Origin of the sequence: Hydrogenophaga sp. (assembly GCF_030373225.1) — a bacterium.
GTDB lineage: Bacteria > Pseudomonadota > Gammaproteobacteria > Burkholderiales > Burkholderiaceae_C > Hydrogenophaga.
This window is the reverse complement of the sequence record NZ_JAUCZG010000015.1, coordinates 64,690-89,631: the sequence shown is the minus strand read 5'-3', so window position 1 is coordinate 89,631 and position 24,942 is coordinate 64,690. Positions and strand designations below refer to the sequence as shown.

28 protein-coding genes and 1 pseudogene are annotated in these 24,942 nt (G+C 66.6%); 20 read left to right on the top strand and 9 right to left on the bottom strand.

Features of this window, described 5'->3' with window-relative positions; all coding sequences use genetic code 11:
- Positions 1-44: 44 nt before the first annotated feature.
- The 3 genes and pseudogenes from QUV35_RS10590 to QUV35_RS10580 form a co-directional block, all read left to right on the top strand.
- Positions 45-122: pseudogene (locus QUV35_RS10590) on the top strand (integrase); the annotation flags it as partial.
- Positions 123-481: 359 nt separating this feature from the next.
- Positions 482-2,110 carry a magnesium transporter gene (gene mgtE, locus QUV35_RS10585; RefSeq protein ID WP_300873472.1) on the top strand — a complete coding sequence of 543 codons (1,629 nt, stop codon included), beginning with the start codon at positions 482-484 and terminating at the stop codon, positions 2,108-2,110.
- A 20-nt stretch (positions 2,111-2,130) separates the two neighbouring features.
- Positions 2,131-2,517: a universal stress protein gene (locus tag QUV35_RS10580; protein ID WP_300873470.1), complete on the top strand. Its 387-nt coding sequence runs from the start codon at positions 2,131-2,133 to the stop codon at positions 2,515-2,517.
- Between the two features lie 23 nt (positions 2,518-2,540).
- Here the strand turns inward: QUV35_RS10580 and QUV35_RS10575 are convergent, their stop codons facing one another.
- Together QUV35_RS10575 and QUV35_RS10570 are read right to left on the bottom strand one after the other, a co-directional pair.
- Positions 2,541-4,421: an SLC13 family permease gene (locus QUV35_RS10575; RefSeq protein ID WP_300873469.1), complete on the bottom strand. Its 1,881-nt coding sequence runs from the start codon at positions 4,419-4,421 to the stop codon at positions 2,541-2,543.
- A gap of 203 nt (positions 4,422-4,624) precedes the next feature.
- Positions 4,625-5,770 carry a glutaredoxin family protein gene (locus tag QUV35_RS10570; protein WP_300873467.1) on the bottom strand — a complete coding sequence of 382 codons (1,146 nt, stop codon included), beginning with the start codon at positions 5,768-5,770 and terminating at the stop codon, positions 4,625-4,627.
- 186 nt (positions 5,771-5,956) lie between these two features.
- On the opposite strand from QUV35_RS10570, the gene QUV35_RS10565 reads away from it, so the two are divergent.
- Positions 5,957-7,216 (top strand): FAD/NAD(P)-binding oxidoreductase, encoded by a 1,260-nt coding sequence (locus tag QUV35_RS10565; RefSeq protein ID WP_300873466.1) that lies wholly within the window; start codon positions 5,957-5,959, stop codon positions 7,214-7,216.
- Positions 7,217-7,569: 353 nt separating this feature from the next.
- A complete protein-coding gene (locus QUV35_RS10560; protein ID WP_300873463.1) occupies positions 7,570-7,923 on the top strand; it encodes an AtpZ/AtpI family protein in 354 nt (117 codons plus the stop codon).
- Between the two features lie 26 nt (positions 7,924-7,949).
- Here the strand turns inward: QUV35_RS10560 and QUV35_RS10555 are convergent, their stop codons facing one another.
- The 6 genes from QUV35_RS10555 to QUV35_RS10530 all read right to left on the bottom strand — a co-directional run bounded on the left by QUV35_RS10555 (position 7,950) and on the right by QUV35_RS10530 (position 12,148).
- Positions 7,950-8,612, bottom strand: a complete 663-nt coding sequence (locus tag QUV35_RS10555; protein WP_300873461.1) for a heme-binding protein — start codon at positions 8,610-8,612, stop codon at positions 7,950-7,952.
- Between the two features lie 130 nt (positions 8,613-8,742).
- Complete coding sequence (sulP, locus tag QUV35_RS10550; protein WP_300873459.1) at positions 8,743-10,479, bottom strand: SulP family inorganic anion transporter; 1,737 nt, start codon at positions 10,477-10,479, stop codon at positions 8,743-8,745.
- A 28-nt stretch (positions 10,480-10,507) separates the two neighbouring features.
- Complete coding sequence (locus QUV35_RS10545; protein WP_300873457.1) at positions 10,508-10,939, bottom strand: TIGR01244 family sulfur transferase; 432 nt, start codon at positions 10,937-10,939, stop codon at positions 10,508-10,510.
- Position 10,940: 1 nt separating this feature from the next.
- Positions 10,941-11,375, bottom strand: a complete 435-nt coding sequence (locus QUV35_RS10540) for a DUF6691 family protein (protein WP_291216739.1) — start codon at positions 11,373-11,375, stop codon at positions 10,941-10,943.
- An 11-nt stretch (positions 11,376-11,386) separates the two neighbouring features.
- Complete coding sequence (locus QUV35_RS10535; protein WP_300873455.1) at positions 11,387-11,824, bottom strand: YeeE/YedE family protein; 438 nt, start codon at positions 11,822-11,824, stop codon at positions 11,387-11,389.
- Positions 11,825-11,827: 3 nt separating this feature from the next.
- Positions 11,828-12,148, bottom strand: a complete 321-nt coding sequence (locus tag QUV35_RS10530; RefSeq protein WP_300873453.1) for a metalloregulator ArsR/SmtB family transcription factor — start codon at positions 12,146-12,148, stop codon at positions 11,828-11,830.
- Between the two features lie 118 nt (positions 12,149-12,266).
- Here QUV35_RS10530 and QUV35_RS10525 point away from each other — a divergent pair, with 118 nt between their 5' ends.
- From QUV35_RS10525 to QUV35_RS10455, 15 genes are all read left to right on the top strand, one after another.
- Positions 12,267-13,151: an MBL fold metallo-hydrolase gene (locus tag QUV35_RS10525; RefSeq protein ID WP_300873451.1), complete on the top strand. Its 885-nt coding sequence runs from the start codon at positions 12,267-12,269 to the stop codon at positions 13,149-13,151.
- A gap of 31 nt (positions 13,152-13,182) precedes the next feature.
- Positions 13,183-13,632, top strand: coding sequence for an OsmC family protein (locus QUV35_RS10520; RefSeq protein WP_300873450.1), 450 nt, complete (start codon positions 13,183-13,185; stop codon positions 13,630-13,632).
- 56 nt (positions 13,633-13,688) lie between these two features.
- Positions 13,689-14,594 carry an alpha/beta fold hydrolase gene (locus tag QUV35_RS10515; RefSeq protein WP_300873449.1) on the top strand — a complete coding sequence of 302 codons (906 nt, stop codon included), beginning with the start codon at positions 13,689-13,691 and terminating at the stop codon, positions 14,592-14,594.
- Positions 14,595-14,598: 4 nt separating this feature from the next.
- Positions 14,599-15,438: a TlpA disulfide reductase family protein gene (locus tag QUV35_RS10510; RefSeq protein WP_300873447.1), complete on the top strand. Its 840-nt coding sequence runs from the start codon at positions 14,599-14,601 to the stop codon at positions 15,436-15,438.
- 9 nt (positions 15,439-15,447) lie between these two features.
- The gene (locus tag QUV35_RS10505) at positions 15,448-16,089 is read left to right on the top strand and encodes a class I SAM-dependent methyltransferase (protein ID WP_300873445.1); all 642 of its coding nucleotides are present in this window, start codon (positions 15,448-15,450) and stop codon (positions 16,087-16,089) included.
- A 7-nt stretch (positions 16,090-16,096) separates the two neighbouring features.
- Entirely contained in the window at positions 16,097-16,810 is a 714-nt protein-coding gene (locus QUV35_RS10500) for a Crp/Fnr family transcriptional regulator (RefSeq protein ID WP_300873443.1), read from the top strand.
- 154 nt (positions 16,811-16,964) lie between these two features.
- Positions 16,965-17,609: a peroxiredoxin gene (locus QUV35_RS10495; RefSeq protein WP_300873441.1), complete on the top strand. Its 645-nt coding sequence runs from the start codon at positions 16,965-16,967 to the stop codon at positions 17,607-17,609.
- 165 nt (positions 17,610-17,774) lie between these two features.
- A complete protein-coding gene (locus tag QUV35_RS10490; RefSeq protein WP_300873439.1) occupies positions 17,775-18,188 on the top strand; it encodes a DsrE family protein in 414 nt (137 codons plus the stop codon).
- Positions 18,189-18,312: 124 nt separating this feature from the next.
- Entirely contained in the window at positions 18,313-18,693 is a 381-nt protein-coding gene (locus QUV35_RS10485; RefSeq protein ID WP_300873437.1) for a rhodanese-like domain-containing protein, read from the top strand.
- A gap of 120 nt (positions 18,694-18,813) precedes the next feature.
- Entirely contained in the window at positions 18,814-19,287 is a 474-nt protein-coding gene (locus QUV35_RS10480; RefSeq protein ID WP_300873435.1) for a flavodoxin domain-containing protein, read from the top strand.
- A 144-nt stretch (positions 19,288-19,431) separates the two neighbouring features.
- Positions 19,432-20,619 carry an ABC transporter substrate-binding protein gene (locus tag QUV35_RS10475; protein ID WP_300873433.1) on the top strand — a complete coding sequence of 396 codons (1,188 nt, stop codon included), beginning with the start codon at positions 19,432-19,434 and terminating at the stop codon, positions 20,617-20,619.
- Between the two features lie 112 nt (positions 20,620-20,731).
- A complete protein-coding gene (locus tag QUV35_RS10470) occupies positions 20,732-21,595 on the top strand; it encodes a branched-chain amino acid ABC transporter permease (RefSeq protein WP_300873431.1) in 864 nt (287 codons plus the stop codon).
- A gap of 13 nt (positions 21,596-21,608) precedes the next feature.
- Positions 21,609-22,601, top strand: coding sequence for a branched-chain amino acid ABC transporter permease (locus QUV35_RS10465; RefSeq protein WP_300873429.1), 993 nt, complete (start codon positions 21,609-21,611; stop codon positions 22,599-22,601).
- Complete coding sequence (locus QUV35_RS10460; RefSeq protein ID WP_300873427.1) at positions 22,598-23,362, top strand: ABC transporter ATP-binding protein; 765 nt, start codon at positions 22,598-22,600, stop codon at positions 23,360-23,362. The genes QUV35_RS10465 and QUV35_RS10460 overlap by 4 nt, the downstream gene beginning before the upstream one ends.
- Complete coding sequence (locus tag QUV35_RS10455) at positions 23,359-24,069, top strand: ABC transporter ATP-binding protein (protein ID WP_300873425.1); 711 nt, start codon at positions 23,359-23,361, stop codon at positions 24,067-24,069. Before QUV35_RS10460 ends, QUV35_RS10455 begins: the two co-directional genes overlap by 4 nt.
- On the opposite strand, the gene QUV35_RS10450 is transcribed toward QUV35_RS10455, so the two are convergent.
- A complete protein-coding gene (locus QUV35_RS10450) occupies positions 24,066-24,848 on the bottom strand; it encodes an IclR family transcriptional regulator C-terminal domain-containing protein (RefSeq protein WP_300873423.1) in 783 nt (260 codons plus the stop codon). The two genes, QUV35_RS10455 and QUV35_RS10450, sit on opposite strands and share 4 nt — an antisense overlap.
- Positions 24,849-24,942: the final 94 nt, after the last annotated feature.

Below are 24,942 nucleotides of genomic sequence, written 5' to 3'. Positions count from 1 at the left end.
TAGTCGTCCACGGGAGATAGTCCAGCCTATGGACTTCAGTACATAGGCTGGAATCAACCGTGAGATACCTCGGCATCGAGGTCGATGACGCACTCGAGATCTCCGAGCAGACGGAGACCTGACCACGTAAGGCGCACGCCGCAGTGATCCATTGTTGCAAGCAGTGCTCGGACGCCCCAGTCCACCCAACGCGGGGGAGCGACACGTACGGAAGGACCTTCGGCCGTTCGAGCGCTGCTTGCCGCAATGAAGGGAAAGCGCCGTCATGACGATTCGGTGCTTCGACGACGAACGTCCGAGACCAGTCTTGAACTGCCCTCGGCGCCTGGTCTTCGACTTCGCTGCGACTGCTGCCAGTGCCCATACGGCGTCAGCCACCCCGTCAAGGACCCATGCCATGGCAAGATCGACTGCACAAGCTGCGCTTGCTCGCGACTTTCCAGGAACAGCGGAACGCAAGCGCTGCTGCCCAGATCAGGCCATGAAAAACGACGACACCAAGGCTGAAACCGACACTGTGCTGCAAGGCCGCACTGACAGCGAGCACATCGTTCAGGCCATTGACGAGGGGCGGAACAAGCGTGTGCGCAAGCTGCTGCAGCGCATGCACCCCGCGATGGTCGCGGCCCTGCTCGAGCGCCTTGCGCCGGAGCAGCGGCTGTCTCTGTGGCAGCAGATCGATCTGCCCATGGAGGAACGGGTGCTGCCGCACCTGAGGCCCGCGCTGCGCGCCCAACTGGCAAGCGACAGCAGTGACGACTCCGCCGTCGATACCACCGCGCCCAACCAGCTGGATGCCGTGCGACGAGCCTACGCTCGTGGCAAGCTCAAGCGCGTGGGCAAGATCCTGCGCGGCACCCACCCGGCCAAGGTGGCGGGCTTGCTGGAGGCGCTGCCTCCGCGCGAGCGAAGCACCGTCTGGAGCATGGTGGACGTTGAGCGCAGCGGCAAGGTGCTCGTCTACCTGCACGACGAGATCCGCAGCGCGCTGGCCACCGAGCTGGAACCCGATGACCTTCTGGCGGCCGTGCAGCCGCTTGCGCTGGACGACCTGGTCGACCTCATCCAGGTGCTGCCAGCCGAGGTGGCGGCGCTGTTGATGAACGCCAACACCGGCCGTCGCCGCCAGCAACTGGACTCGATGCTGCGTTACCCGGAGGACGCGGCCGGCGGCCTGATGAATACCGATGTGATCGAAGTTCGAGCCGATGTCAAGGTGAGCACCGTGCTGCGCTACCTTCGACAAATGGAGACCCTGCCGCCGCAAACCGACGTGCTGATGGTCGTCGACCGCGAGGGCACCTACCGCGGCGCCCTGCCGCTGAGCGCGCTCGTCACCTCGGGGCTGGACACGCATGTGGCCGACGTGATGCGCACCGATCTCGCCAGCATTCCCGTCGACACCCCGGGCACGGAAGTGGCGCGCTTGTTCCAGAACTTTGATCTGATCTCGGCGCCGGTGGTCGACGCGGCCTCGCGACTGGTGGGCCGCATCACGGTCGACGATGTCGTTGACCTGATCCGCGAGGACTCGGAGCGCACGATGATGCAGATGGCAGGTCTTGACGACGAGGCCGACATCTTCGCGCCGGTGCTCGTCAGTTCGCGGCGGCGTGCGCTGTGGCTGGGCATCAACCTGTTGACGGCTTTCCTGGCGGCTTGGGTCATCGGTCGATTTCAGGCCACGCTGTCTCAACTGGTCGCACTGGCGGTGCTTATGCCCATCGTGGCCAGCATGGGAGGCATCGCCGGCAGTCAGACGCTGACGTTGGTGATCCGGGGCTTGGCGCTGGGGCAGGTGCAGAAAGGCAACTGGCGTGATCTGTTGAACCGCGAACTTGGCATCTCAATTCTCAACGGTCTGTTGTGGTCCAGCGTGATCGCCCTGTTGGCAGTGGCCTGGTTTGGCAACTGGGGCCTGGGCGGCGTACTCGGCGTCGCAATCCTGATCAATTTGCTGTGCGCGGCCGTGGCGGGACTGGCGATTCCGCTGATGCTCACTCGCCTGGGCATCGACCCTGCATTGGCAGGCAGCGTTGTCCTGACGACGGTGACCGACGTGATCGGCTTTTTTGCGTTCCTCGGACTGGCGACTTGGTGGTTGTTGTAACAACCCTGCCCCAACACATCGTGTTTGCCTTCCCTCGCATTCTGGTCGCGGTGAGCGACGACGATCTTTCCAAACCAGCGATCCAGATGGCCATCCGCTTGGCACTTGATCAGGATGCCGAGTTGCGCGTTGCTTGCGTGAGCGAAGTCGTTCCGCCACAGGCCTCGTCGGAACAGGACCTTGCGGAGATCGAGACCGCCCTGCGCGAAGAAGGCAATGCCATCTTGCAACGCGTGACGGAGCAGGCCACCGCTCGAGGGGCTACCCAGGCAGCGTCTGTGCGTTTGTCCATCGGTACTGTCAAGGACAGCATCGCCCAGGCGCTGGCGCGCGTCTCAAAAGTGCCTGTGTTGATCGTGCGCGATGAGGAAGCTCATGGCGAAGAGTCGACGGCGCCTGAGGCCTGACTCTGCAGCGCTGCCCGAACCGCTCAGAGCGGCCAGACGATGAGCAGCAGAGGCAGGCTGATTGCCACCACCAGCACCTCCAGCGGCAGACCCAGTTTCCAGTAGTCGCCGAACCTGAATCCACCCGGTCCCAGGATCATGGTGTTGTTCTGGTGTCCGATGGGCGTGAGGAAGGCGCACGATGCGCCGATGGCCACAGCCATCAGAAACGCGTCGGGACGGACACCGAGCGCCGTCGCACTGCCGATGGCCACCGGACACATGACCGCTGCTGTGGCCGCGTTGTTCATGAGGTCCGACAGGAACATCGTCACCAGCAATACCAAGGCCAGCGCCACGGTGGCGTTGCCCTGGGCCACCGAGCTCATCAGGGCGCGCGCCAGCAGATCTGCTGCGCCTGTGGACTGCATGGCGTTGGCAAGCGGAAACAGGGCACCCAGCAAGACGATGACAGGCCAGTCGATGGCCTCGTACACACTGCGCAGGGGCAAAGCGCGCAGCAACAGTGTGAACAGGGCGCCGGCCATGAAGGCGATGGACGCCGGCATCAGACCCATGGCCGCGGCGACCACGGCCAGAAGCATCACCAGCGACGCCTTGAGCGCCTTTCGCATGTTCGGTATCTGCAGATCGCGCCCGGCCAGCGGCACGCAACCGGTGTCGCTGGCAAATTCGGCGATCGCGCCGGGCGGACCCTGCAGCAGCAAAATGTCGCCCGCCTGGAGGGCCATTGACCGCAGTCGTTCGATCGAGCGATTTCCCTGTCTGGAAACCGCCAGCAGGTTCAGTCCGTAGCGGGCCCGAAGTGCGATGTCGCTGGCCGACCGCCCAGTGAGGATGGGACCCGGCAACACAACCATCTCGATCAGCTCGATCTCTGCGGCACCGGAACGGGGTTTGTCCTGGTCATCGGCCTTCTTCTCCGGCTCCACCCCGTCGCCTGTGCGTTGCGTGTCCCCCTCGCGTGCCGGCTTGTCTGCCTCCGTCTGGTCCGTCTGGTCCGTCGGACGCACAGACTCTTCCAGCTTCAGCCCGAGCGACGTCAGCAATGTGGACAGCGTGTCAGCGGCGGCTTCGATGACAAGGATGTCCCTGGCGAGCAGCACGCGATGGGGGCTGGGCGCGGTGATCCGCATTTCGTTGCGAACCAGGCCCACCACTTGTGCGCCCGCGTCTTCGAGTACTTTCTCCACCTCCGCCAGCGTTTTTCCTGCCGATGGGCCGTCTTCGAGAATGCGTGCCTCGGTCAGGTACGCACCGGTGTCAAAGTCCTCCAGTCCCTGGGCTTGGCGGTTGGGGACAAGCCGCCACCCGACCACGGCGATGAACAGCACGCCCAACACAGCCACAGGCACGCCGATGGCCGCGAAATCGAACATTGCAAAAGGGCCTTCGCCGCCGACCATGCTGGCCCTGAATCCGGAGACGATCAGGTTGGGTGGTGTTCCGATCAGCGTTGTCATGCCACCCAGGATGGTGCCGAAGGCCAGCGGCATGAGCATGCGTCCTGGCGGGATGGACAGACGGGTGGCCACTTTGAGCGCGATCGGCATCAGCAGCGCCATGGCCCCCACGTTGTTCATGAATCCAGACAGCAGGGCGCCCACACCCATCAAAGCGGCCAGGCTCAGCACCTGGCCTGCCTTGGCCGGTATGGCGTAGCGCGCCAGGACTTCAACAGCGCCCGAAACCTGCAGCGCCTTGCTCATGATCAGCATGCAGGCCACCGTGATCACGGCGGGATGGCCGAAGCCGCTGAACGCGTCTTCGGGCTTGACCAGGCCCGACCATACACAGGCCACCAGAGCGCTGACTGCCACGAGGTCGTGTCGCCACTTGCCCCATAGAAACAGGCCGATCACGAACCCGAGGATGAGCAAGACGCTGATTTGGTCCAGGTTCACGGTTGAGAGGGTCCTGAGGAAACTGAAAGAAGCGAGCCTTGATCCAGCTCAGCCCGGGTATGTTGAAACTGTACCCGCCATGGCCGGTGGCCCGTGGTCCGTGGACCGTGTTGCAGGGGTCTCACTCATTGGCTCGGCCGCCACCGACACGCCGGCTCCGAGGCGCACCGGCCAGTGCACCGCCCTCGCCGGCCGGCAACGGTTCACATCAGCCAACCGGGCCTGAGCAGCAGCACCAGCCCCAGTGCCAGCATCACCAGGCCGCTGAGCAGCTTCAGTGCGCGCCCGGCGCGCTCCGTGAGCTTGCCCCTGTTGAGCGCCAGCACGGCCAGCGTGACCATCAGCGCGTCGTCGGCCATGTAGCCCACGATGTACAGGCCCAGGTAGGCCAGGTGTGCGCTTGTGCCCAGCTGCTGCTGTGCCAGCACCGCGGTGTAGATGGCGGGCAGGCCTGCGGTGCACAGCAGCTCGACCAGGTTCACCACCACCGCCAGCGCCGCCACACCCAGCAGCGACGCGGCCAGTGCCTGGGTCTGCATCACCTTGCGCATGCGGGCCACCAGGCCGGGCCTGGCGCCTTCGGGAATGCTGAAGCTGAAGCCGTGGCCGGGCGCGAAGACATCCTTCAGGTTGAACGCGCCGATGAGCAGCGCCACGCCCGCCAGCAACAGCCGAACCGGCTGCGACAGGCCCACCGCCAGGAACACGTTCAGCCACGCCGCCATGAACGCGTAGTAGACGGCGCCGCTCACAAAGACAAAGGTGCCTGCGATGAGCGCGACCCGCCGCCGGTCGTTCTGGCGCACCAGCATGGCCAGCAGGAAGAGCAGGACCCACATCGCGCAGGGGTTGAAGCCGTCCAGCAGACCCAGCGCCAGCGTGAACAGCGGCAGCCCCAGGCGCTGCTCGCTGAGCGTGCCGAAGAGCGCGCTGTCCACTGTCTGTTTCTGCACCGCGCTGCCGGCGTCGATGAGTCGAAGCAGCTCCTGCCCGGTGGTCGATGCGCTCTCGAAGCCCACGATCAGCTGCCCGGCGGCCAGGAAGGCAGGCACCCCCGGGGGCCAGACGCCATGGGCTTCGGACAGCGCGCTCAATGCGTCGCGCGCAGCCGGGTCGGTGTCGACCTGGCGGTAGACGATCTGCAGCCCGGGCCGCTGGCGCTGCACGCCGTCGAGGAAGGTCTTCGCGTCGGTGCAGTAGGGGCAACCGTCGCGCACAAAGACCTGCAGCACGGGCGCCTCCGTGACCGCTGGCGCGGTGGGCTGCGCAGCCAGCGCGCCCAGCCACAGCCCGAACAGCAGCAGCGGTGCCATCCAGCGCCTCACGATGCGCGCAGCCAGGAGGTTCATGGCGCGATTGGACACCGGCGGCACCCGCCGTGTTTTGTCTTGCGTCAAGCGCTTTGCGGCATCAGACGCTTTGCTGGCAAGGCGCGCCCAGGAGGGTCGTGCAGGGTTTTCCCTCGCTGGGGAAAGACATTTATGCATGTATGGTTATATAAGTGCTCATCCACTTTTACCACCCTGGAGACCGCCATGCGCCCCATTGCCCAGCCTCGCCGCCGTCAACTGCTGCAAGCCGCCGCCCTGGGCGTGGCGGTGCTTTCAACGGGATGCGCCTCTGTGTCCACCGCCGCCAGACCCCGCGTGGTGGTGGTGGGCGGTGGCTGGGGTGGCCTGGGGGCGGTGCGCGGTCTGCTGGCCACGGCGGCGGCCGATGTGACCCTGGTCGAACCGAACGAATCCTTCATGTCCTGTCCGCTGAGCGCGCATTTCATTGCAGGTCACCAGCCCGCCTCGGACTTTCAGCGCAGCTACGCGCGGGTGGACCAGCTCGGCGCACGCCGCGTGCGCGAGCGGGTGCTGGAAATCGATCGCGCCAGCAAGGTGGTGGTCACCGCCACCCAGCGCCTGCCCTACGACTTCCTGGTGCTCTCACCGGGTGTGGACTACATGGAGGACGGCATTCAAGGCTATGCCGAAGCCCGCGCCCAGCTGCCGGTCGGCTTTCGTGCCTTCGAGCAGATGGCGGTGCGCCGGCAGGTGGACGAGTTTCTCGCCAAGGGCGGCGACTTTGTCATCAGTGCGCCCAAGCCACCCTACCGTTGCCCGCCCGCACCGTATGAGAGAGCCTTCCTGATCGCAGAGCAGATGAAGCAGCGCGGAACCCGGGGCAAGATCATCCTGATCGACGCCAACCCCAACCCCATGCCGCTGGCGATCGCCCAACCCATTCTGAAAGGCATGAAGAGCCTCTATGCCAACCAGATCGAGTACCTGCCCGACACCGCCATCAGCGCGGTGAACATGGGCAAGCGCCAGCTGGTCACCTCCTCCGGGGACGTGCCATTTGCCCATGCCAACCTGATCCTGCCGATGCGCGCACCCGCGCTGATCCGCCAGGCTGGTCTGGGCGAACGCTGGGCCAATGTCAGGCTGCCGAGCTTTCAGAGCCAGGTGGACGATCGGATTTATGTGATCGGCGACTCGCAGGGCTCGCCCCTGCCCAAGAGCGGGCATGTGGCGTTTGGCAGTGGCCAGCAGGTGGCCGAGGCGATTGCGGAACGCATTGCCGGCAAGAGCCCGGTGGCGTCAACGGGCGCGGTGGATCTTCCACTGGGGATCTGCTGGGCCAATGTGACGCACAAGGAGGCCATCAACATCAACGTCTCGGGAACCGTGGTGGCGGGCGAGCCACCCAGGTTCAAGTTCACCGTGGACCCGGAGGCCAACGCACGCTCGGGCGCCGCTGCGGTGATCTGGGGCAATGGCATGTGGAAGGCCATGCTGGGTTGACCGGCCAGGCGGGTGAGTGGCGCTCACCCACTTGCCGGCCAACACGCAGGAGCACCAGACCATCGGCCTGCGGCCCTGGACCTTCGGGTGGCTCCGGGGCCGCCAGGTGCCATCGCCTGCACCTGTGTTCGTCGTCGTACAGACGATGCTGGCCGCGCTGTGCAGACTGCAGACTGCCCAGCGCCGACCGGGGGCCGACCCGTCTGCCTGCAGACGGCGGCCTGCTCCCCGGTACCGGCGACAGAACCAGGACCCCCTCCCATGAACCGAGCACCCGCTGCCACGCAGGCCGCTGTCGATGCGGGCCTGACCGTCCAGGCCGTCCCTGTCCGGTGGCCGTTCAGGTGCCCGTCATGAGGAACCACCTGAACACCCCACGCACGGCACCACCACTGGCCGCGCCAACGCTGGCGGACCCGGTGGGCGCGCTGGCCGCGTGCGAGGCCATGGCACTGCGCAACCAGGTGGCAGGGGTCCACCTGGGTATGGGCCTGATGGGTCTGGTCGGCTGGTCGGTGGCAGTGCCCACCTTGCTGGGCGCGGCACTCGGCCTGTGGCTCGACCAGCTGTTTCCGGGTGCCCGTCTCTGGACGCTGACCCTGCTGGTGGTGGGCCTGGGCCTGGGTTGCATGAACGCCTGGAACTGGATCTCCAGGGAAGACATGGCGATGCGCGACGGACAGGATGGCGGCGGCGACGACGAATGAACCCGGCGGCCGCAGGTCGCCCGGCATCACTGCGGCGGCGGCACCTTGAGCCAGATCTCGTTGCGCCGCAAGAACCAGGGCTTGAACGGTGGGTCGTACCGCGAGTACACGGGCTCACCGGTCCATGACAGCCCGGCTTCGCGCAGCGCCGTCTGCAGCTTCACCAGGTGTTCGTTGTCGTTCGACGCCGACCAGAAGCCCGAGTAGCGAATCACCGCCACCTGGGTGGGCAGGACCGCGCGCAGTTGAACGCGCTCGTCCAGCGGTTGCGGCGCATTGTCCAGCGTCACCCCCGCGGGCAGCACGAACTGCACGAGGAAGCCGCCTGGCGCAGCGCTCTGGGTGACGGGCGCGGTCATCTCCAGCTTCACGGGCACGGCGGTCTGCGTCACGGGTGCCGTCATCTCCAGCTTCCGCTCGCCCTTGTTCTTGCCGAAGATGTAGCCCGCCAGGATCGGAAAGGCCTGCCCGCCCGCCTCGCCCGCCGGACCGGCCACCACCACCTCGGCCACGGTGTAGGGAGCGTACTGCCGCAGCTCGACGCCGGGCAGTTCTCGAACCACCCGGTACTCGGGTTCTTCTGTGGCGTGAGCGGGCATGGTGAGGGTGGTCAGTGCGAGGGTCAGGAAGAAGACCGTCGCCATCGCGAGGGTCTGGCGGCGTGGCTTGGGAGATGCTTGAAACGGCATGGGCGAATGACCTCGGGGGTGTCTGGCAGGCGCTGGGCAGGCGCTTTCGCCCGCCGCTGCGCCCATTAGGCGCCCGTGGCGATCCCGTTGCGGGATCGGCCTGCAATGCCCTTGGCCGGTCCCGCCCGGCTCAAGCCACTTCGGGCGAGAGTTCGTGAATGGCCTGGTAGTGGGTGAGAAACACCCGGCCGCTCAGACCGTGCAGGAATTCGGTGTTCTTGAGGCGGTCCATCACCGGCCCCTTGACCTCGGAGAGGTGCAGCCGCACGCCGGCGCCGCGCAGGCGCAGGTCGATGGCTTCCAGGCTTTCAAGGGCGCTGGCATCAATGTCGTTGATGGCCGAGCACTGAAGCACCACATGCTCCAGCCCCGGGCGGTTGGCCACGGCGTTGTTGATGCGGTCCTCGAGCGCGCGCGAGTTGGCGAAATACAGGCTCTCGTCGACGCGCAGGCTCAGCACCCGCGGACTCACGAGCACCGCATGGCGCTGCACGTTGCGGAAATGCTCGGTGCCTGCCACCAGCCCCACCTCGGCCATGTGCGGGCGACTCGTGCGGTACAGGTAGAGCGCCAGCGACACGCCCACGCCCACCACCAGACCGGTCTCCACACCCACCGTGAGCGTGGCCACCAGGGTGGCCAGCACCGCCGTGAAGTCGGACTTCGCGTAGCTCCATGTTTTGCGCAGGATGCTGAAGTCCACCAGCGACAGCACCGCCACCACGATGGTGGCGGCCAGCGTGGCCTGCGGCAGGTAGTACAGCGCCGGCGTGAGGAACAGCGAGGCCAGCGTGATGCCGACCGCGGTGTACACACCGGCCGCCGGGGTCTGGGCGCCGGCGTCGAAATTGACCACCGACCGGGCAAAGCCGCCGGTGACCGGGAAGCCGCCGGTGAAGGCAGCCGAGAGATTGCTCGAGCCCAGCGCCACCAGTTCCTGGTCGGGCTCGATGCGCTGGCGGCGCTTGGCCGCCAGGGTCTGGCCGACCGACACCGACTCGACAAACCCGACCACGCTGATCAGCAGCGCCGGCACCAGCAACTGCTGCCACAGGCCGAGGTCCCACAGCGGCAAGGTGAACGGTGGCAGGCCCTGCGGCACCGTCCCCACGATCTTCACGCCCTGCGCCTGCCAGTCCAGGCCCCAGGTGAGCAGCGTGGTCACCGCGATCGCGGCCACCGGACCGGTCTTGGCCACCACGTCGGCCGCGCGCGGCTTCATGCCCAGGCGCTGCAGCAAGGGTTTGAGACCGCTGCGCACCCAGAACAGGAACGCCACCGTCGCCGCACCGATGCTCAGGGTCAGCACATGCACCTGACCGAGCTGCGACAGCAGCGACACGCTCAGGTCGACGAAGTTGTGCCCTTCGGCCTTCACCCCCATCAGCGTCTTGAGCTGGCTGGCGGCGATCAGGATGCCCGAGGCCGAGATGAACCCGGAGATGACCGGGTGGCTGAGAAAGTTGGCCAGAAAACCCAGGCGCAGCAAGCCCATGGCCAGCAGCAGCAGGCCCGAGAGAAAGGCCAGCGTGATGGCCACCGCCCAGTACTGCGGCGTGCCGGCCACCGCGTATTGACCAATGGCCGCCGCCGTCATGAGGGAGACAACCGCCACCGGCCCCACGGCCAGCACGCGGCTGGTGCCGAACACCGCATACAGCAGCAGCGGCGCCACGCTGGCGTACAGGCCGACCTCGGGCGGCAAGCCCGCGAGCATGGCGTAGGCCAGGCTCTGGGGAATCAACATGATGGTGACGATCATCGCCGCCACCCCGTCGCTGAGCAGCGTTTCGCGGTTGTAGGCGCGGCCCCACTCCAGCACGGGCAGTGAGGGCAGCAACTGGCGCCAACGGGACGATGGGTTCATGCGATGGGGTCTCTTGGGTCCGCAGGCGTCACTGGCGCGCGGGCTGGGTGGGCGGCGCCATGCCGCTCAGGTTGAAGCCGGCCGCAGCGGCCCGCTGCACCAGTGCGGGCCAGGGCTGCGAATCGGCTTGCGAGAGTGCCCACAGCGTGGCCGAGCGCATGCCGCTGCGGCAATATGCCAGCGTCGGGCCCGGCAACTGGTTCAGCAGGTCGGCGAAGACCTGTCCGTCCGACTGGCTCACCCGACCCGACTCCACCGGCTGGTAGGCCAGGGTGAGCCCGGCCTGGCTGGCCGCGGCCGCCAGATCGCGGTGGCTGAACTGGCCCGGGCTCTCGCCGTCCGGCCGGTTGCAGATGAGCGACTTGAAGCCGGCGCGTGCAATGGCGGGCAGGTCGGCGGGCGAGATCTGGCCCGCCACCGACAGCGTGTCCGACAGGGGGATCAGGTTCACGGGCGACATGTCAGGCTCCCACGCGCTGGCGCAGGCCGGTGCGTTCGGCGATCTCGAAGATCACCATGCCCACCAGCATGGCCGCCACGAACACCGCGCCCTTCACCTCGCCGGAGGCCATGGAGACGACGCCCGGACCGGGGCAGAAACCCGCCAGGCCCCAACCGGCGCCGAAGGTCAGGCCGCCGATGAGGAGACGCTTGTCGATCTGGCTCGACTTGGGCAGGTGCAGTGCCCCGCCCAGGAAGTTGGTGGTGCGTTTGCGGGCCAGTGCGAAGGCGAAGAAGCCCACGGCAATGGCGCCGCCCATGACGAAGGCCAGCGACGGATCCCAGGTGCCGAACAGGTCCAGGAAGCCGAGCACCTTGCCCGGGTCGGTCATGCCGGAGAGCAGCAGGCCCATGCCGAACAGCAGGCCCACGAGGAATTCGGTGATGCGGTGCATGTGTGTGCTCCTTACAGAACGTGGCGGACCACGAAGACCATAACGAAACCCGCGCCCATGAAGGCCAGCGTGGCCACCAGGGACCGGGGCGAGAGGCGCGAGAGGCCGCAGACGCCGTGCCCGCTGGTGCAACCCGAGCCGTAGCGCGTGCCCAGACCCACCAGCAAGCCGGCGACAACGATGGTGGCGAAGCCCGCATCGATGCGCGGTGCCTGCACAAAGCCGGCCGGCGCGAGCAGGCCGTACACCAGCGGTGCGGCCAGCATGCCCAGCAGGAAGGCGATGCGCCAGCCGGCGTCGCCCGATTTCGGTGGCAGCAGGCCACCCAGGATGCCGCTGATGCCCAGCACCCGGCCATTGACCAGAATGAAGAATGCCGAGGCAACGCCCAGCAGGATGCCGCCGGACAGCGAGGCCCAGGGCGTGAAGTTGGCCCAATCAATCGTCATGACTCACTCCTTTTCACAGACACAGAATTGTTCGTAGAGCACCTGCATCACGGCCAGCGCCTTGGGGCTGGTCAACGCGTAATGGATGTTCTTGCCTTCGCGGCGGGTGCTCACCAGTTCCTCGTCGCGCAGCACGGTCAGCTGCTGCGACAAGGTCGGCTGCACGATGCCGAGCAGTTCCTCGAGTTCGCCCACGCGGCGCTCGCCCTGCGAAAGCTGGCACAGGATCAGCAGCCGGTCCGGATTGGCCAGCACCTTCATCAGGCGGCAGGCCCGGCCGGCGGCCGAGTGCATTTCTTCCAGGTCCATCAAGACACTTTTCATCGATCTTTCCTTCCTTTCGTTGAGGCTGCGCAGCGCTGCCTTGATCGCTGGTGAGAATATATTGACAAACATTCTATTTGTCAATATATTATCTTCAGCTTATTTAAAGGAGCCTTTCATGACCTCTCTTTCGACCTCCACCCCCTCGCCCCAAGTGCATGGCATGTTCGATCCCGCCACTTGGACGGTGACCTACGTCGTTCACAACGGCCCGGGCAGCGACTGCGCGATCATCGACTCGGTGCTCGACTACGACCCGAAATCGGGCCGCACGCAGCACGCCTCGGCCGACCAGGTGATCGAGTACGTGCGCAGCCACGACCTGAAGGTGCAATGGATTCTCGAGACCCATGCCCACGCCGACCACCTCTCGGCAGCGCCCTACCTGCGCTCCCAGCTGGGCGGAAAGATCGGCATCGGCGGCAACATCACCACGGTGCAAAAGGTCTTCAAGGGCGTCTTCAACCTGGAACCCGGCTTCAAGCAGGACGGCTCGCAGTTCGACCACCTGTTCCAGGAAGGCGAGGCGATCCCGTTGGGTGACCTCACCGGCGAGGTGTTTTTCGTGCCCGGTCACACCCCGGCCTGCGCGGCCTACCGCTTCGGCGACGCGGTGTTCGTCGGCGACACGCTCTTCATGCCCGACGTGGGCACCGCCCGCTGCGACTTCCCCGGTGGTGACGCCCGCGTGCTCTACGCCTCCACCCGCAAGCTGCTGAGCCTGCCGCCACAGACGCGGCTGTTCATGTGCCACGACTACCCGCCGGCCGACCGCGAAGTGGCTTTCGAGACCACGGTGGCCGAGCAGCGCGCCAAGAACATCCACGTGCACGACGGCGTGAGCGAAGAGGCGTTCGTGGCCATGCGCACGAAACGCGACGCCACGCTGGAGATGCCCACGCTGATCCTGCCTTCGGTGCAGGTCAACATCCGCGCGGGTGAACTGCCGCCGAAGGAAGACAACGGCGTGGCCTATCTCAAGATCCCGCTCAACGCACTGTGATCCCCTCACCGCACTCACCCGGACCCACGCCATGACGACCGCCACTGTTTCGCTCCGGCAGCAAGCCGACTACCGCTTCGAGATCCACTTCGGCGACGCCATTCCGACGCTGATCGCGGACGAGCCCGCCCCGCTGGGCAAGGGCGAAGGCCCTTCTCCAGCGCAACTGCTGTGTGCCTCGGTGGGCAACTGCCTGAGCGATTCGCTGCTGTTTGCACTGCGCAAGTTCAAACAGGCGCCGGAGCCGCTGCGCTGCGAAGTGACGGCCGACGTGGCGCGCAACCCGGAAGGCCGCCTGCGGATCCTGGGCATGCACACCACGATCACCCTGGGTGTGGCCGCGGGCCAGCTCGAACACCTCGACCGCGCCCTGACGCAGTTCGAAGAGTTCTGCACCGTCACGCAGAGCGTGCGCCAGTCCGTGCCGGTGCGGGTCACCGTCATCGACGCCGATGGCCTGACGCTGCGCGACCAGACCTGAATGGGCCTGCGCCCTGCCCCGCCGCACGCCGCTGAGCTGTCCCCGGTGAACCACCCATGATGCTGGGCAGCCTGGCCGCGGTGGGTGGTGTGTGGGCCCTGCGCCAGGCGGCCCACCAGGGCATCCTGCGCGGGCTGCGGGCACCGCGCGTGCCCCATGCCGACGGACTGGGCGCGTTCGGCCTGCCACCCGAGCGGGTTCGCGAGGTCTGCATTCCCGCTGCGGGCGGCAAGCGCCTGGCCGGCTGGTGGGTGCCGCCGCAGGACGGCGACACCCCTGCTGCGGCGGTGCTGGTGATGCACGGCTGGGGCTCGAACGCCACCCTCATGGGCCCGGTGGTGCCCCCGCTGCATGCGGGGGGCTTCGGCGTCCTGCTGATCGACGCCCGGTGCCATGGCCACAGCGACGACGAGACCTTCACCTCGATGCCGCGCTTTGCAGAAGACATCGCATCGGGCCTGGCCTGGCTCAGGCGCCAGCCGGAGGTCGCCGCCGACCGGATCGCGCTGCTCGGCCATTCGGTCGGGGCCGCCGCTGCGGTGCTGCATGCCTCGCGCCACGACGATGTGCGGGCCGTGGTCAGCCTGTCGGCTTTCGCCCACCCCGCCGAGGTGATGCGCCGCTTCATGGCGGAGAAGCGCATTCCCCACGCGGTGCTGGGCTGGTATGTGCTTCGCCATGTGCAACAGGTCATCGGCGTCAGCTTCGACGAGATTGCGCCCGAGAAAACGCTGACCACGGTGCGGTGCCCGACCCTGCTGGTGCACGGCCTGGGCGACCGCACCGTGCCGGTCGAAGATGCGTACCGTTTGCTGGCGGCGTCCAGCCGCGCCCGCCTGCTGCTGGTCGACGGGGACCACGACCTGCGCGACGCGCTGGCGCCCCATGCCCACACGCTGGTGGCATTTCTGCAGCAGGCCTTCGAAGCGTCCCCCGACCTCGCCAGCCCCGGGGTACGCTGAGCCCATGTTGTCCCTTTCTCTGGGCCCGATCGCGCTGCCCCTGGCCCCGGTGCTGCTGCTGCTCGCGGTGGCGGGCGCGTCCTGGCTGGCCACGCGCCTGGCGCGCAAGGCCACAGGCGAGAACCCTTCGATGGCGAGCGGCGAGCTGGCCGGGAACACCGTGACGCACGCCGCGCTGCTGGGTTTGCTGGCGGCGCGACTGGCCTACCTCGCCCTGCATGCCGACGCGTATCTCGCCTCACCGTGGGCGGTGTTCGACCTGCGCGATGGCGGCTGGAACGGGCCCGCCGGGCTGCTCACCGGTCTGGGCTGGCTGGTGTGGCGCGGCTTTCGCCGGCCCGAGCTGCGCCGGCCACTGGGCGTGAGCGGCGCTGCGGGTGTGGGCTTCTGGGCCCTGGCAACGTTCCTCGCCGGGCTCGGTGGCTCGCCGGCCATGCCCGCGGTGCAGCTGGTCGCACTCGATCGCGCGCCATCGGTGAGCTTGAGTGAGGCCGCACGCGGACGGCCTGTGGCGGTCAATCTCTGGGCCAGCTGGTGCGGTCCCTGCCGGGTCGAAATGCCGGTGCTGGCCGCAGCGCAACAACGTGAAACCCGCGTGGGCTTCCTGTTCGTGAACCAGGGCGAGACACCCGAGGCCGTGCAGGCCTATCTTCGACGCGAGGGCCTGCCGCTGCGCGAGGTGCTGCTCGACCGCGGTTCGACACTCGGCCAGGCGATCGGCTCGCGCGGCCTGCCCGTCACGCTGTTCTACGATGCACAAGGTCGGCAGGTCGATGCCCACTTCGGTATCCTCAACGCCGCTGCCCTGGAAAGCCGCCTGCGCCAGCTGCGACCCCCGCCCTGACTGCCCTCCATGAACACGCCCGACAAAACACCTTCGCCATTCACCGACCCGGCGAGCACCTGGAACCAGCGTTTCGACACGCCGGGCTTCCTGTTCGGCTCCGAGCCCAATGGCTGGCTGCGCGAGCATGCCCACGTCTGGTCGCCGGGCGATCGCGTGCTGTGCGTGGCCGACGGCGAAGGCCGCAACAGTGTCTGGCTGGCCGAACAAGGACTTGCGGTGGAGGCCTTCGACATCGCATCGACCGGCGTGGCCAAGGCCCGGGCCCTGGCGCAGCAAAGGGGGGTGAGCGTGAGCCACATGGTGGCCGACTGCGACGACCACGACTGGCCCGATGCGGCCCTGGACGGGGTGGCGGCCATCTTCGTGCAGTTCGCCGATCCGGCGCTTCGGCAGCGCTTGTTTGCCCACATGGTGCGCGCCCTCAAACCCGGCGGGCGGCTCGTGCTGCAAGGCTACACACCCCGCCAGCTCGAGTACCGCACCGGCGGCCCGCCCCAGCTCTCGCACCTCTACACCGAAGCGCTGTTGCGCGAAGCCTTTGCCGACCTCGACATCGAGGTGCTGCGCGAATACGAAGCCGATCTGGCCGAAGGCAGTGGTCACCATGGCCACTCTGCGCTGATCGGCCTGGTCGCGCGCCGGCGCTGAGACAGCCATGATCCCGATCCAGACCCAGTCCGCCTGGCGCGGCACCTCCGACTGCCGCTCGTGTGCCGTTCGCGAACTGGCCCTGTTTTCCCAGTTCACCGAGAAAGACTTTGCGCTCATCCATGCGCCGATCGACGACCTGGCCTACCGGGCGCACCAGGTGCTGTTCAACGAAGGCGACGAAGCCGGCGGCATCTTCACCCTGCGCTCCGGTATGGTGAAGCTGACCCGCATCACGGGAGACGGGCGCCGGCGCATCCTGCGGCTGCTGCGCCCGGGCGATGTGATCGGTCTGGAAGCGCTGGCCACGGGGCGCTACGACAGTGAAGCGGCGGCACTCACCGACATCACCCTGTGCCGCATCCCCACCGAGGTGGTGCACAGGCTGAACCAGAACTCCCCGCGCATGCACGCCGGGCTGCTCGACAAATGGCAGAAGGCGCTGCGCGAGGCCGACGACTGGCTGGCCTCGATCAACTTCGGCACCGCGCGCCAGCGCGTCTCTCACTTCATCCTGAAGATGCGCCACACGACCGACCCGGCCTTCGTCACGCTGTTCTCGCGGGAGGACATGGGTGCCATGATGGATCTGAAGCAGGAGACCGTGAGTCGCGAGATTTCGGCGCTGGTGAAAACCGGCGCCGTCAAGCCGGTGGACAAGCTCGGCCGCCTCTACCGCATCGTTGACGAAGCCCTGCTGCAACCCAGGGCAGACCCCTGACGGTGCCGTTGGCTGTTGCTATCAGCGGCATAGCGCAAGTCAACCGCCCATGTGATCCATGTCATGCCGGGCACGCGGGGGTCGCCGGACACTGAAGGCATCGGACAGGGCATCACCCGTCCGGTTGATTCTTCAACCTTCCAACGGAGTCCCCATGGAAAACGCATCGAACTCAGGCTTCCCCCACCTCAACGAAGCCGCACCGGCGTTCAAGGCCAACACCACGCACGGCGAACGCAGCCTGGACGACTACAAGGGCAAGTGGCTGATCCTGTTCTCGCACCCGGCCGACTTCACGCCGGTGTGCACCACCGAATTCATCGCCTTCGCCAAGGCGGCCGACACCTTCAAGGCCATGAACTGCGAGCTGCTGGGTCTGTCCATCGACAGCATCTACTCGCACCTGGCCTGGATGCAGAGCATCAAGAACAGCTTCGGCGTGGAGATTCCCTTCCCCATCATCGACGACATCAAGATGGACGTGGCACGCGCCTACGGGATGATCCACCCGGGTGCGGCCGACACGCAGGCCGTGCGCGCCACCTTCTTCATCGACCCCGAGGGCAAGCTGCGCGCGATGGTGTACTACCCCATGAGCAACGGCCGCTCGATCGACGAGTTCGTGCGCCTGCTGACCGCCATGCAGACCAGCGATGCCCACAAGATCGCCACGCCTGAAGGCTGGACGCCCGGCTGCGACGTGATCGTGCCGCCACCCAAGACCCCGGCCGCGATCGAAGCGCGCAAGGGCGAGGGCTACGCCATGAAGGACTGGTACTTCTCGACCCGCAAGCTCTGAGCGACCAGCTGGCCCGGGCCCTGAAGCGTCCGAAACGACGCTTCAGGCAGCTTTGGAGTCGTCACCGATCGCGGGCATCCTGCTGCCCAGCCGATGCACTGCGCCAAAACACCGTGAACCTGCGTCCGCTCTACCCCGTGTTTCAACCCTGCGGAGTTTTCATCCATGAACAAGTCTTTCCTGATGGCCGCCGCCCTGTTGTCCACCGCCCTCGTGGCCCAGGCCGACGGGTTGTTTGTGTCCATCCATTCGGGTGCTGCCATGGCGCAGGGCGCTGGCCTGGTGCTCGCGAGCCAGGCGCTGGAGCAGAAGGTCGAGGTGCGCGTGCTGCTGTGCGACGCAGCCGGCGACATCGCGGTCAGCGGCCAGAACATGCCCAGCCTCAAGCCACGCAACGTCACGCCGCAGCAAATGCTGCAAGGCCTGATCAAGGCGGGTGCGAAAGTCGAGGTCTGTGCGCTGTACCTGCCCAACACCGGCCGCGCGGCCAGCGACCTGCTCGCCGGCGTGACCGCGGCCAAACCCGCCGAGGTGGTCGCGCATCTGCTCAAGCCAGGCGTGCGCACGCTGGCGTTCTGAACCCACGGCGGCGCCAGCCCTGGTGCTCGCGGCTGCCGCGCGCTCGCCGGTGAATCGCTCTGCGCTGTGCGCTGGGCGATACTGGCGTTCCTCTCCTGCATCGTTTTCTTCGGAATGGCACATCATGAAAACCGCCCACGACCTTGTCCTTGCCGCCAAAACCCAATGCCGTGAGGTGTCCATCGAGGACGCCCAGGCCGCCCTCCTCTCGGCCGATGTGATCATCGATGTGCGCGAGGCCGACGAATACGCCAGCGGCCACATCGCCGGCGCCATCAACCTGCCGCGTGGCCTGCTCGAATTCAAGCTGTCGGGCAACCCTGCGCTGGAGCCGCGCGACCTGAACGTGGTGCTGTATTGCAAGACCAGCGGCCGCGCCGCGCTGGCCGCCGCCAGCATGCAGAGCATGGGCTACCTCAATGTGGTTTCGATCGCCGGCGGCATGGACGCCTGGCTGGCGGCCAGCAAGCCGGTGGTCAAGCCCGCGCCCACCCAGTTCGAATAGCCTGAAGGCGGTCCGCCGACCGGTTTTGCAGACAGCGGGCGCAGGCATCAGCCCTGCCACGCGCGGGGGTTTTCCCGGATGGTTGGCGCGAAAACATGAAGTATATTGCCTGTACTTCTTATGAGCACCCCTTCCAAACTCCTCATCCTGGTCGGCACCATGACCAACACCGCCGAGTACGTGGCACAAGCCATCGAGATGGATTGCGGTGATCTGGTGCCGGCGATCGAGGTCCGCCTGATGAACGGGCTCGACGGCACGGTGTTTGACGAGGATGCACTTTACGTCATCTGCACATCCACCTACGGCGCCGGTGACGTTCCCGACAATGCCCGCCACCTGTACGAGTCGCTCGCCAGTGCGCCCCGCTACCTGGGCTCGGTGCGCTACGGCGTGATCGCCCTGGGCGACAGCGCGTACCCGCAGACTTTTTGCAACGGTGGCCTGCGTTTCGACGAGCGACTGACCGACCTGGGCGCGGTGCGCATCGGCGAGGTGTTCCGCCACGACGCCTCGGCCGGCACCGAACCCGAGGTGGTCTGCACGGCCTGGGCCCGCGATTGGCTGACCCATGCACTCGACGCAACCGCCTGACGCCGCCACGCACGCCGGCGCTCGATTCATATGTAAATAGTTCATGCTTCAAGTACGGGTAATTCTGTATCGCCAATCGATACCCCCCCGTCTACAGTGAAGCGCGAACCCACCCGCTTTCTGCCCAACCCACTGGAGATCCCCATGACCACTCGCCGACTTGTCCTCACCCGCAGCGCTGCCGTGATTGGCGCCGCCTCCACCGGCCTGCTCCTGCCGCAGTTCGCCCGGGCCCAGTCCGACAAGGTGCGCGTGGGCTTCATGCTCCCCTACACCGGCACCTTTGCCCAGCTCGGTGTGGCGATCGAAAACGGCTTTCGCATGGCCTTGAACGAACAGGGCGGCAAGCTCGGCGGTCGCGAGGTCGAGTTCTTCAAGGTGGACGACGAATCGAACCCGGCCAAGGGCATTGAAAACGCCACCCGCCTGGTGCAGCGCGACAAGGTCGATGTGCTCGTGGGCACGGTGCACTCCGGCGTGCAGATGGGCATCCACAAGGTGGCCCGCGACACCGGTGTGCTCAGCCTGATTCCCAACGCCGGCGTGCACATCGCCACCCGGGCGCAGTGCGCGCCCAATGTCTTCCGCACCTCGTTCACCAACTCCCAGCCCACGCTGGCGCTGGGCAAGGCCATGATGGAGCGCGGCCACAAGAAGGCCGTGTGGATCACATGGAACTACGCCGCCGGCGAAGAAGCCTACGAAGGTTTCGAAAAGAGCTACACCGAAGCGGGCGGCACCATCATCAAGAAGCTCGGCCTGCCCTTCCCCAACGTGGAGTTCCAGGCCCTGCTGACCGAGATCGCCTCGCTCAACCCCGACGCCGTGGCCTGCTTCTTTGCCGGTGGCGGCGCGGCCAAGTTCCTGCGCGACTTCGCCGCAGCCGGCCTGAACAAGAACATCCAGCTCTACGGCTCGGGCTTCCTGACCGAAGGCGTGCTCGACGCCGCCGGCCCGGCCGCCGATGGCGTGCTCACCACCATGCACTACAGCGACTCGCTGGACACGCCGCGCAACAAGAAATTCCGCCTCGACTACGCCAAGACCTTCCGCATGCAGCCCGATGTGTACGCCGTGCAGGGCTATGACACGGGCCTGCTGCTCATCAAGGGTGCCAACGCCGTCAAGGGCGACCTGAACAACAAGCCCGCGCTGTACGCCGCCATGAACGGCGCCGAGATCGACAGCCCGCGCGGCAAGTGGAAGATGAGCGCTGCGCACAACCCGATCCAGGACATGTACCTGCGCAAGGTGGAAAACAAGGAAAACAAGGTCATCGGCATCGCGCAAAAGGCCGTGGCCGATCCGGCAACCGGTTGCCGCATGGCATAAGGACCGCGGCCAGCGCGCCCGTCCCGGGCTTGTGAAACCGCAGGCCGGCGCCTCACGGGCGCTGGCCTGTTGCCTGTTCGCCCGCCCGATCCGAACCCCCACCCCAGTGCCCATGGATTTCGCCAACTTCCTGATCCAGTTGCTCAACAGCCTGCAATACGGCCTGTTGCTGTTCATGCTGGCTGCGGGCCTCACGCTGATCTTCGGCATCATGGGCGTGGTCAACCTCGCCCACGGCAGCTTCTACATGCTGGGCGCCTACATGGCCTGGTACTTCACCTCGATGCTGGGCAGCCTCACGCTGGCCATCCTGCTCGGCGTCGTGCTGGCGGTGGTGTTTGGCTGGCTGCTGGAGTGGCTGCTGTTCCGGCACTTCTACCAACGAGACCACCTCGACCAGGTGCTGCTGACCTTCGGCCTGATCTACATCTTCGAAGAGGTGCGCTCCATTCTCTGGGGCGACGACGTGCATGCAGTGCAGGTGCCCGAGATGCTGAACTGGTCGATCCCGCTCACCGAGAACCTGTCTTACCCGGTGTACCGGCTGGTGATGTCGGGCGTGTGCATCGCGCTGGCCCTCGGCCTGTACCTGCTGATCTCCAGAACGCGCCTGGGCATGAAGATCCGCGCCGGTGCCTTCAACCGCGAGATGACCGAATCACTGGGCATCAACATCCGGTTGATCCACGGCGTGGTGTTCGCGCTGGGTGTGGCGCTGGCCGCCATCGCCGGCATGATCGCCTCGCCGATTGCCAGCGTGTACCCCGGCATGGGCAGCTCGGTGCTGATCATGTGTTTTGTGGTGGTGGTGATCGGCGGCATCGGCTCGGTTCGGGGCGCGCTGGTGGCGGCGCTGCTCGTGGGCCTGGTCGACACCTTCGGCAAGGTGCTGTTGCCCCAGGTCGCGGGCATGGCGGTGTACATGCTGATGGCGCTGGTGCTGCTTTACAAGCCTGAAGGGCTGTTCAAACAATGAGCCAGGCCACCCCATGAGTTCGCCCAAAGCCCAACTCGAGAGGCTGCCGCGCAGCATCCAGGCCATGCTGCTGCTGGGTGCCATCGCGCTCGCTGCGTTTCCGCTCATCCCGCTCACGGGTGGCGAGTTCTACCTGCAGATGCTCTCGCAGATGATGATCCTGGCGATCTTCGCGATGAGCCTGGACCTGCTGCAGGGCGTCAGCGGCCTGGTCTCGCTCGGGCACGCGGCCTACTTCGGTCTGGCCGGCTACGCGCTGGCCTTCCTCACGCCGGCCGATGCGCCGATCAGCCTGTGGTGGGCATTGCCCACGTCCGTGCTGGGCGCGGGCCTGGCGGCGCTGATCATCGGTTTCTTCGTGGTTCGCACCCACGGCATCTACTTCATCATGGTCACCATGGCGTTCGCGCAGATGGTGTTCTTCCTGTTCTTCGACAACAAGGCCCTGGGTGGATCGGACGGCGTGTACGTGAACTTCCGGCCCGATGCCTCGCTGTTCGGCTGGGCCGGCATCGATCTGGACAACAAGATCACCTTCTATTACTTCACGCTGCTGCTGCTGGTGCTGGTCTACGCGTTCCTGCGCCGCCTGCTGTTCTCGCCGTTTGGCCGCGTGCTCGCCGGCATCCGCGTCAACGAGCACCGCATGCGCGCCGTGGGTTACGGCACCTTCGGCTACAAGCTTGCCGCCTTCACGCTCGCAGGCGCGCTGGCCGGTGTGGCGGGCTTCCTGTGGGCCGCACAAACCGGTTACGTGAACCCCGAGCTGATGGGTTTTCACATGAGTGCGCACGCCATCATGATGGTCATCCTCGGCGGCATGGGCAACTTCGCCGGCGCCATCGTGGGCGCCTTCGCGTTCGAATACGTGATGCACTTCTTCAAGGACCTCACCAAACACTGGCAACTGCTCATGGGCACCTTCATCGTGCTGGTGGTGGTGCTCGCGCCGCGCGGCCTGCTGGGCTTGCTGGAGCGGTTCACCGAACAGAAGAAGAAGACATGAACGAGCTTCTGCTCTCTGCCCGCAACCTCACCAAGCGCTTCGGCGGTCTGGCCGCTGTCAACGACGTGTCGGTGGACCTGCACCGCGACCGCATCCATGCCGTGATCGGGCCCAACGGCGCGGGCAAGTCGACACTGACCAACCTGCTCTCGGGCGACCTGCCGCCCAGCTCGGGACGCATCACGCTCAACGGTGTCGAGACGGCCGGCAAGAGCCCGGAGAAGATCTCTCGCCTGGGCCTGGGCCGCAGCTACCAGAAGACCAACATCTTCCTGCCCTTCACCGTGTGGGACAACGTGCGCCTGGCCGCCCAGTCGCGCGAACGGCACGCGCCGTGGAACCCGCTGCGCTGGGTGAGCTCGGCCAGTGCCATGGGCGCGGTGAACCAGCGCTGCGAACGTGCGCTGGAACTCGCCGGCCTCACCGGCCGCGCCAGCGTCGTGGCGGGCACCACCAGCCACGGCGAGCAGCGCCAGCTCGAAATTGCCATGACCCTGGCCACCGAACCGACCGTGCTGCTGCTCGACGAACCGCTGGCCGGCATGGGCCAGGCCGAGGCCGAGAGCATGGTGGCGCTGCTGCTGCGCCTGAAGATGGACCACGCCATCCTGCTGGTGGAACACGACATGGACGCCGTGTTCACGCTGGCCGACCAGCTCACCGTGATGGTCAATGGCCAGGTGATCGCCAGCGGCACGCCGGCCGAGGTGCGCGCAGACGCGGCGGTGCAGGCGGCTTACCTCGGGGAAGAGCATTCATGAGCGCCTTGATCGAAGCCAGGGAACTCAACACCCACTACGGTGCGAGCCACATCCTGCGCGGCATTCACTTCAGCGTCGGCGAGGGACAGACCATCGGCCTGATGGGCCGCAACGGCATGGGCAAGTCCACGCTGCTCAAGTCCATCATGGGCATCGTCAAGCCCAGCGGCGGCACGGTGCATGTGAAGGGCCGCGACATGACCGGTGCGCCCACCTTCGAAATCGCCCGCCTGGGCCTGGCCTATGTGCCCGAAGGCCGCGGCATCTTCGGCAACCTCAGCGTGCGCGAGAACCTGGTCATGTCGGCGCGCGCGGGCACCAAAGGACAGCGCGACTGGACCTTCGAGCGTGTGCTGGAGACCTTCCCGCGCCTGGCCGAGCGCCTGAACCACGGCGGGCAGCAGCTCAGTGGCGGCGAGCAGCAGATGCTCACCATCGGGCGCGCGCTCATGACCAACCCCGACCTGCTCATCCTCGACGAAGCCACCGAAGGACTGGCACCCCTGATCGCTCGCGAGATCTGGCGAATCTGCGGCCTGATCCGCGAGAGCGGCATCAGCAGCATCATCGTGGACAAGAACTGGAAACACGTCACCCAGATCACCGACCGCAACGTGATCCTGGTCAAGGGCGAAGTGGTGTTCGAAGGCAGCTCCGAGCAGCTCATCGCCCAGCCCGAGCTGCTGGAACAGTACCTGGGCGTCTAGAGCAGGGGCCGCAGTTCGCGCGCAGCGTCCTGCAGCAGCGGCAGCATGTCGCGCTGGAACTGCGGCGAGTCCATGCGCTCGGCGGACGACACCACATTGAGCGCCGCCACCGCCCTGCCCTGCATGTTGCGCAGCGGCACCGCCAGCGCAAACACCCCCAGCTCGTGCTCTTCGCGCGCAACCGCCAGGTCCTGGCTGCGCACCTCGGTGATCAAGGCCTTGAAGGCCTTGTGGTCCACCGCGGTGTGCGGCGTCAGGCGAGGCAGTTCGCGGCCCTTGAGCCAGGCAGAGAATTCCGCTCGCGGCATGGCGGCCAGCAGCACGCGGCCGGTCGAGGTGGCGTGGGCGGGCAGGCGCGCACCCAGGTGCAGCCCGTAGGCCATGAGCCGCTGTCCACCGATGGACACGTTGCGCGCAATGATCACCACCTCGTCGCCGTCGAGCACGGCCGCCGAAAAGGAGTCGCGCGTCAGTGCGGCCAGCCGGTTCAGGGTGGGCTGCAGCAGGCGCGGCAGACGCGCCGACGCGAGGTAACTCCCCGAGAAGCGCAACACCTTGGCCGAGAGCCAGTAGTGACTGCCATCGGTTTCCAGATAGCCCAGGTGCGCCAGCGTGAGCAGGTGGCGCCGCGCGGCCGCGCGCGTGAGACCGGCCCGCTCGGCCGCCTGCGTGGCGTTGAGCCGCTGGCGCTGGGTGTCGAAGCTCTCCAGCACCGCCATGCCCTTGGCCATGCCTTCGATGAAATCCGCCTTGGCCATGGCGTGTTCGGGTGCGTTCATGCCGAGAGTATGCAACGGACACGCCTTATTGCGCGGTGATCGCACAAACTGTCCGATCATCGCGCAAGCTCGGCGGCGCCTGGTTGTGTTGCGG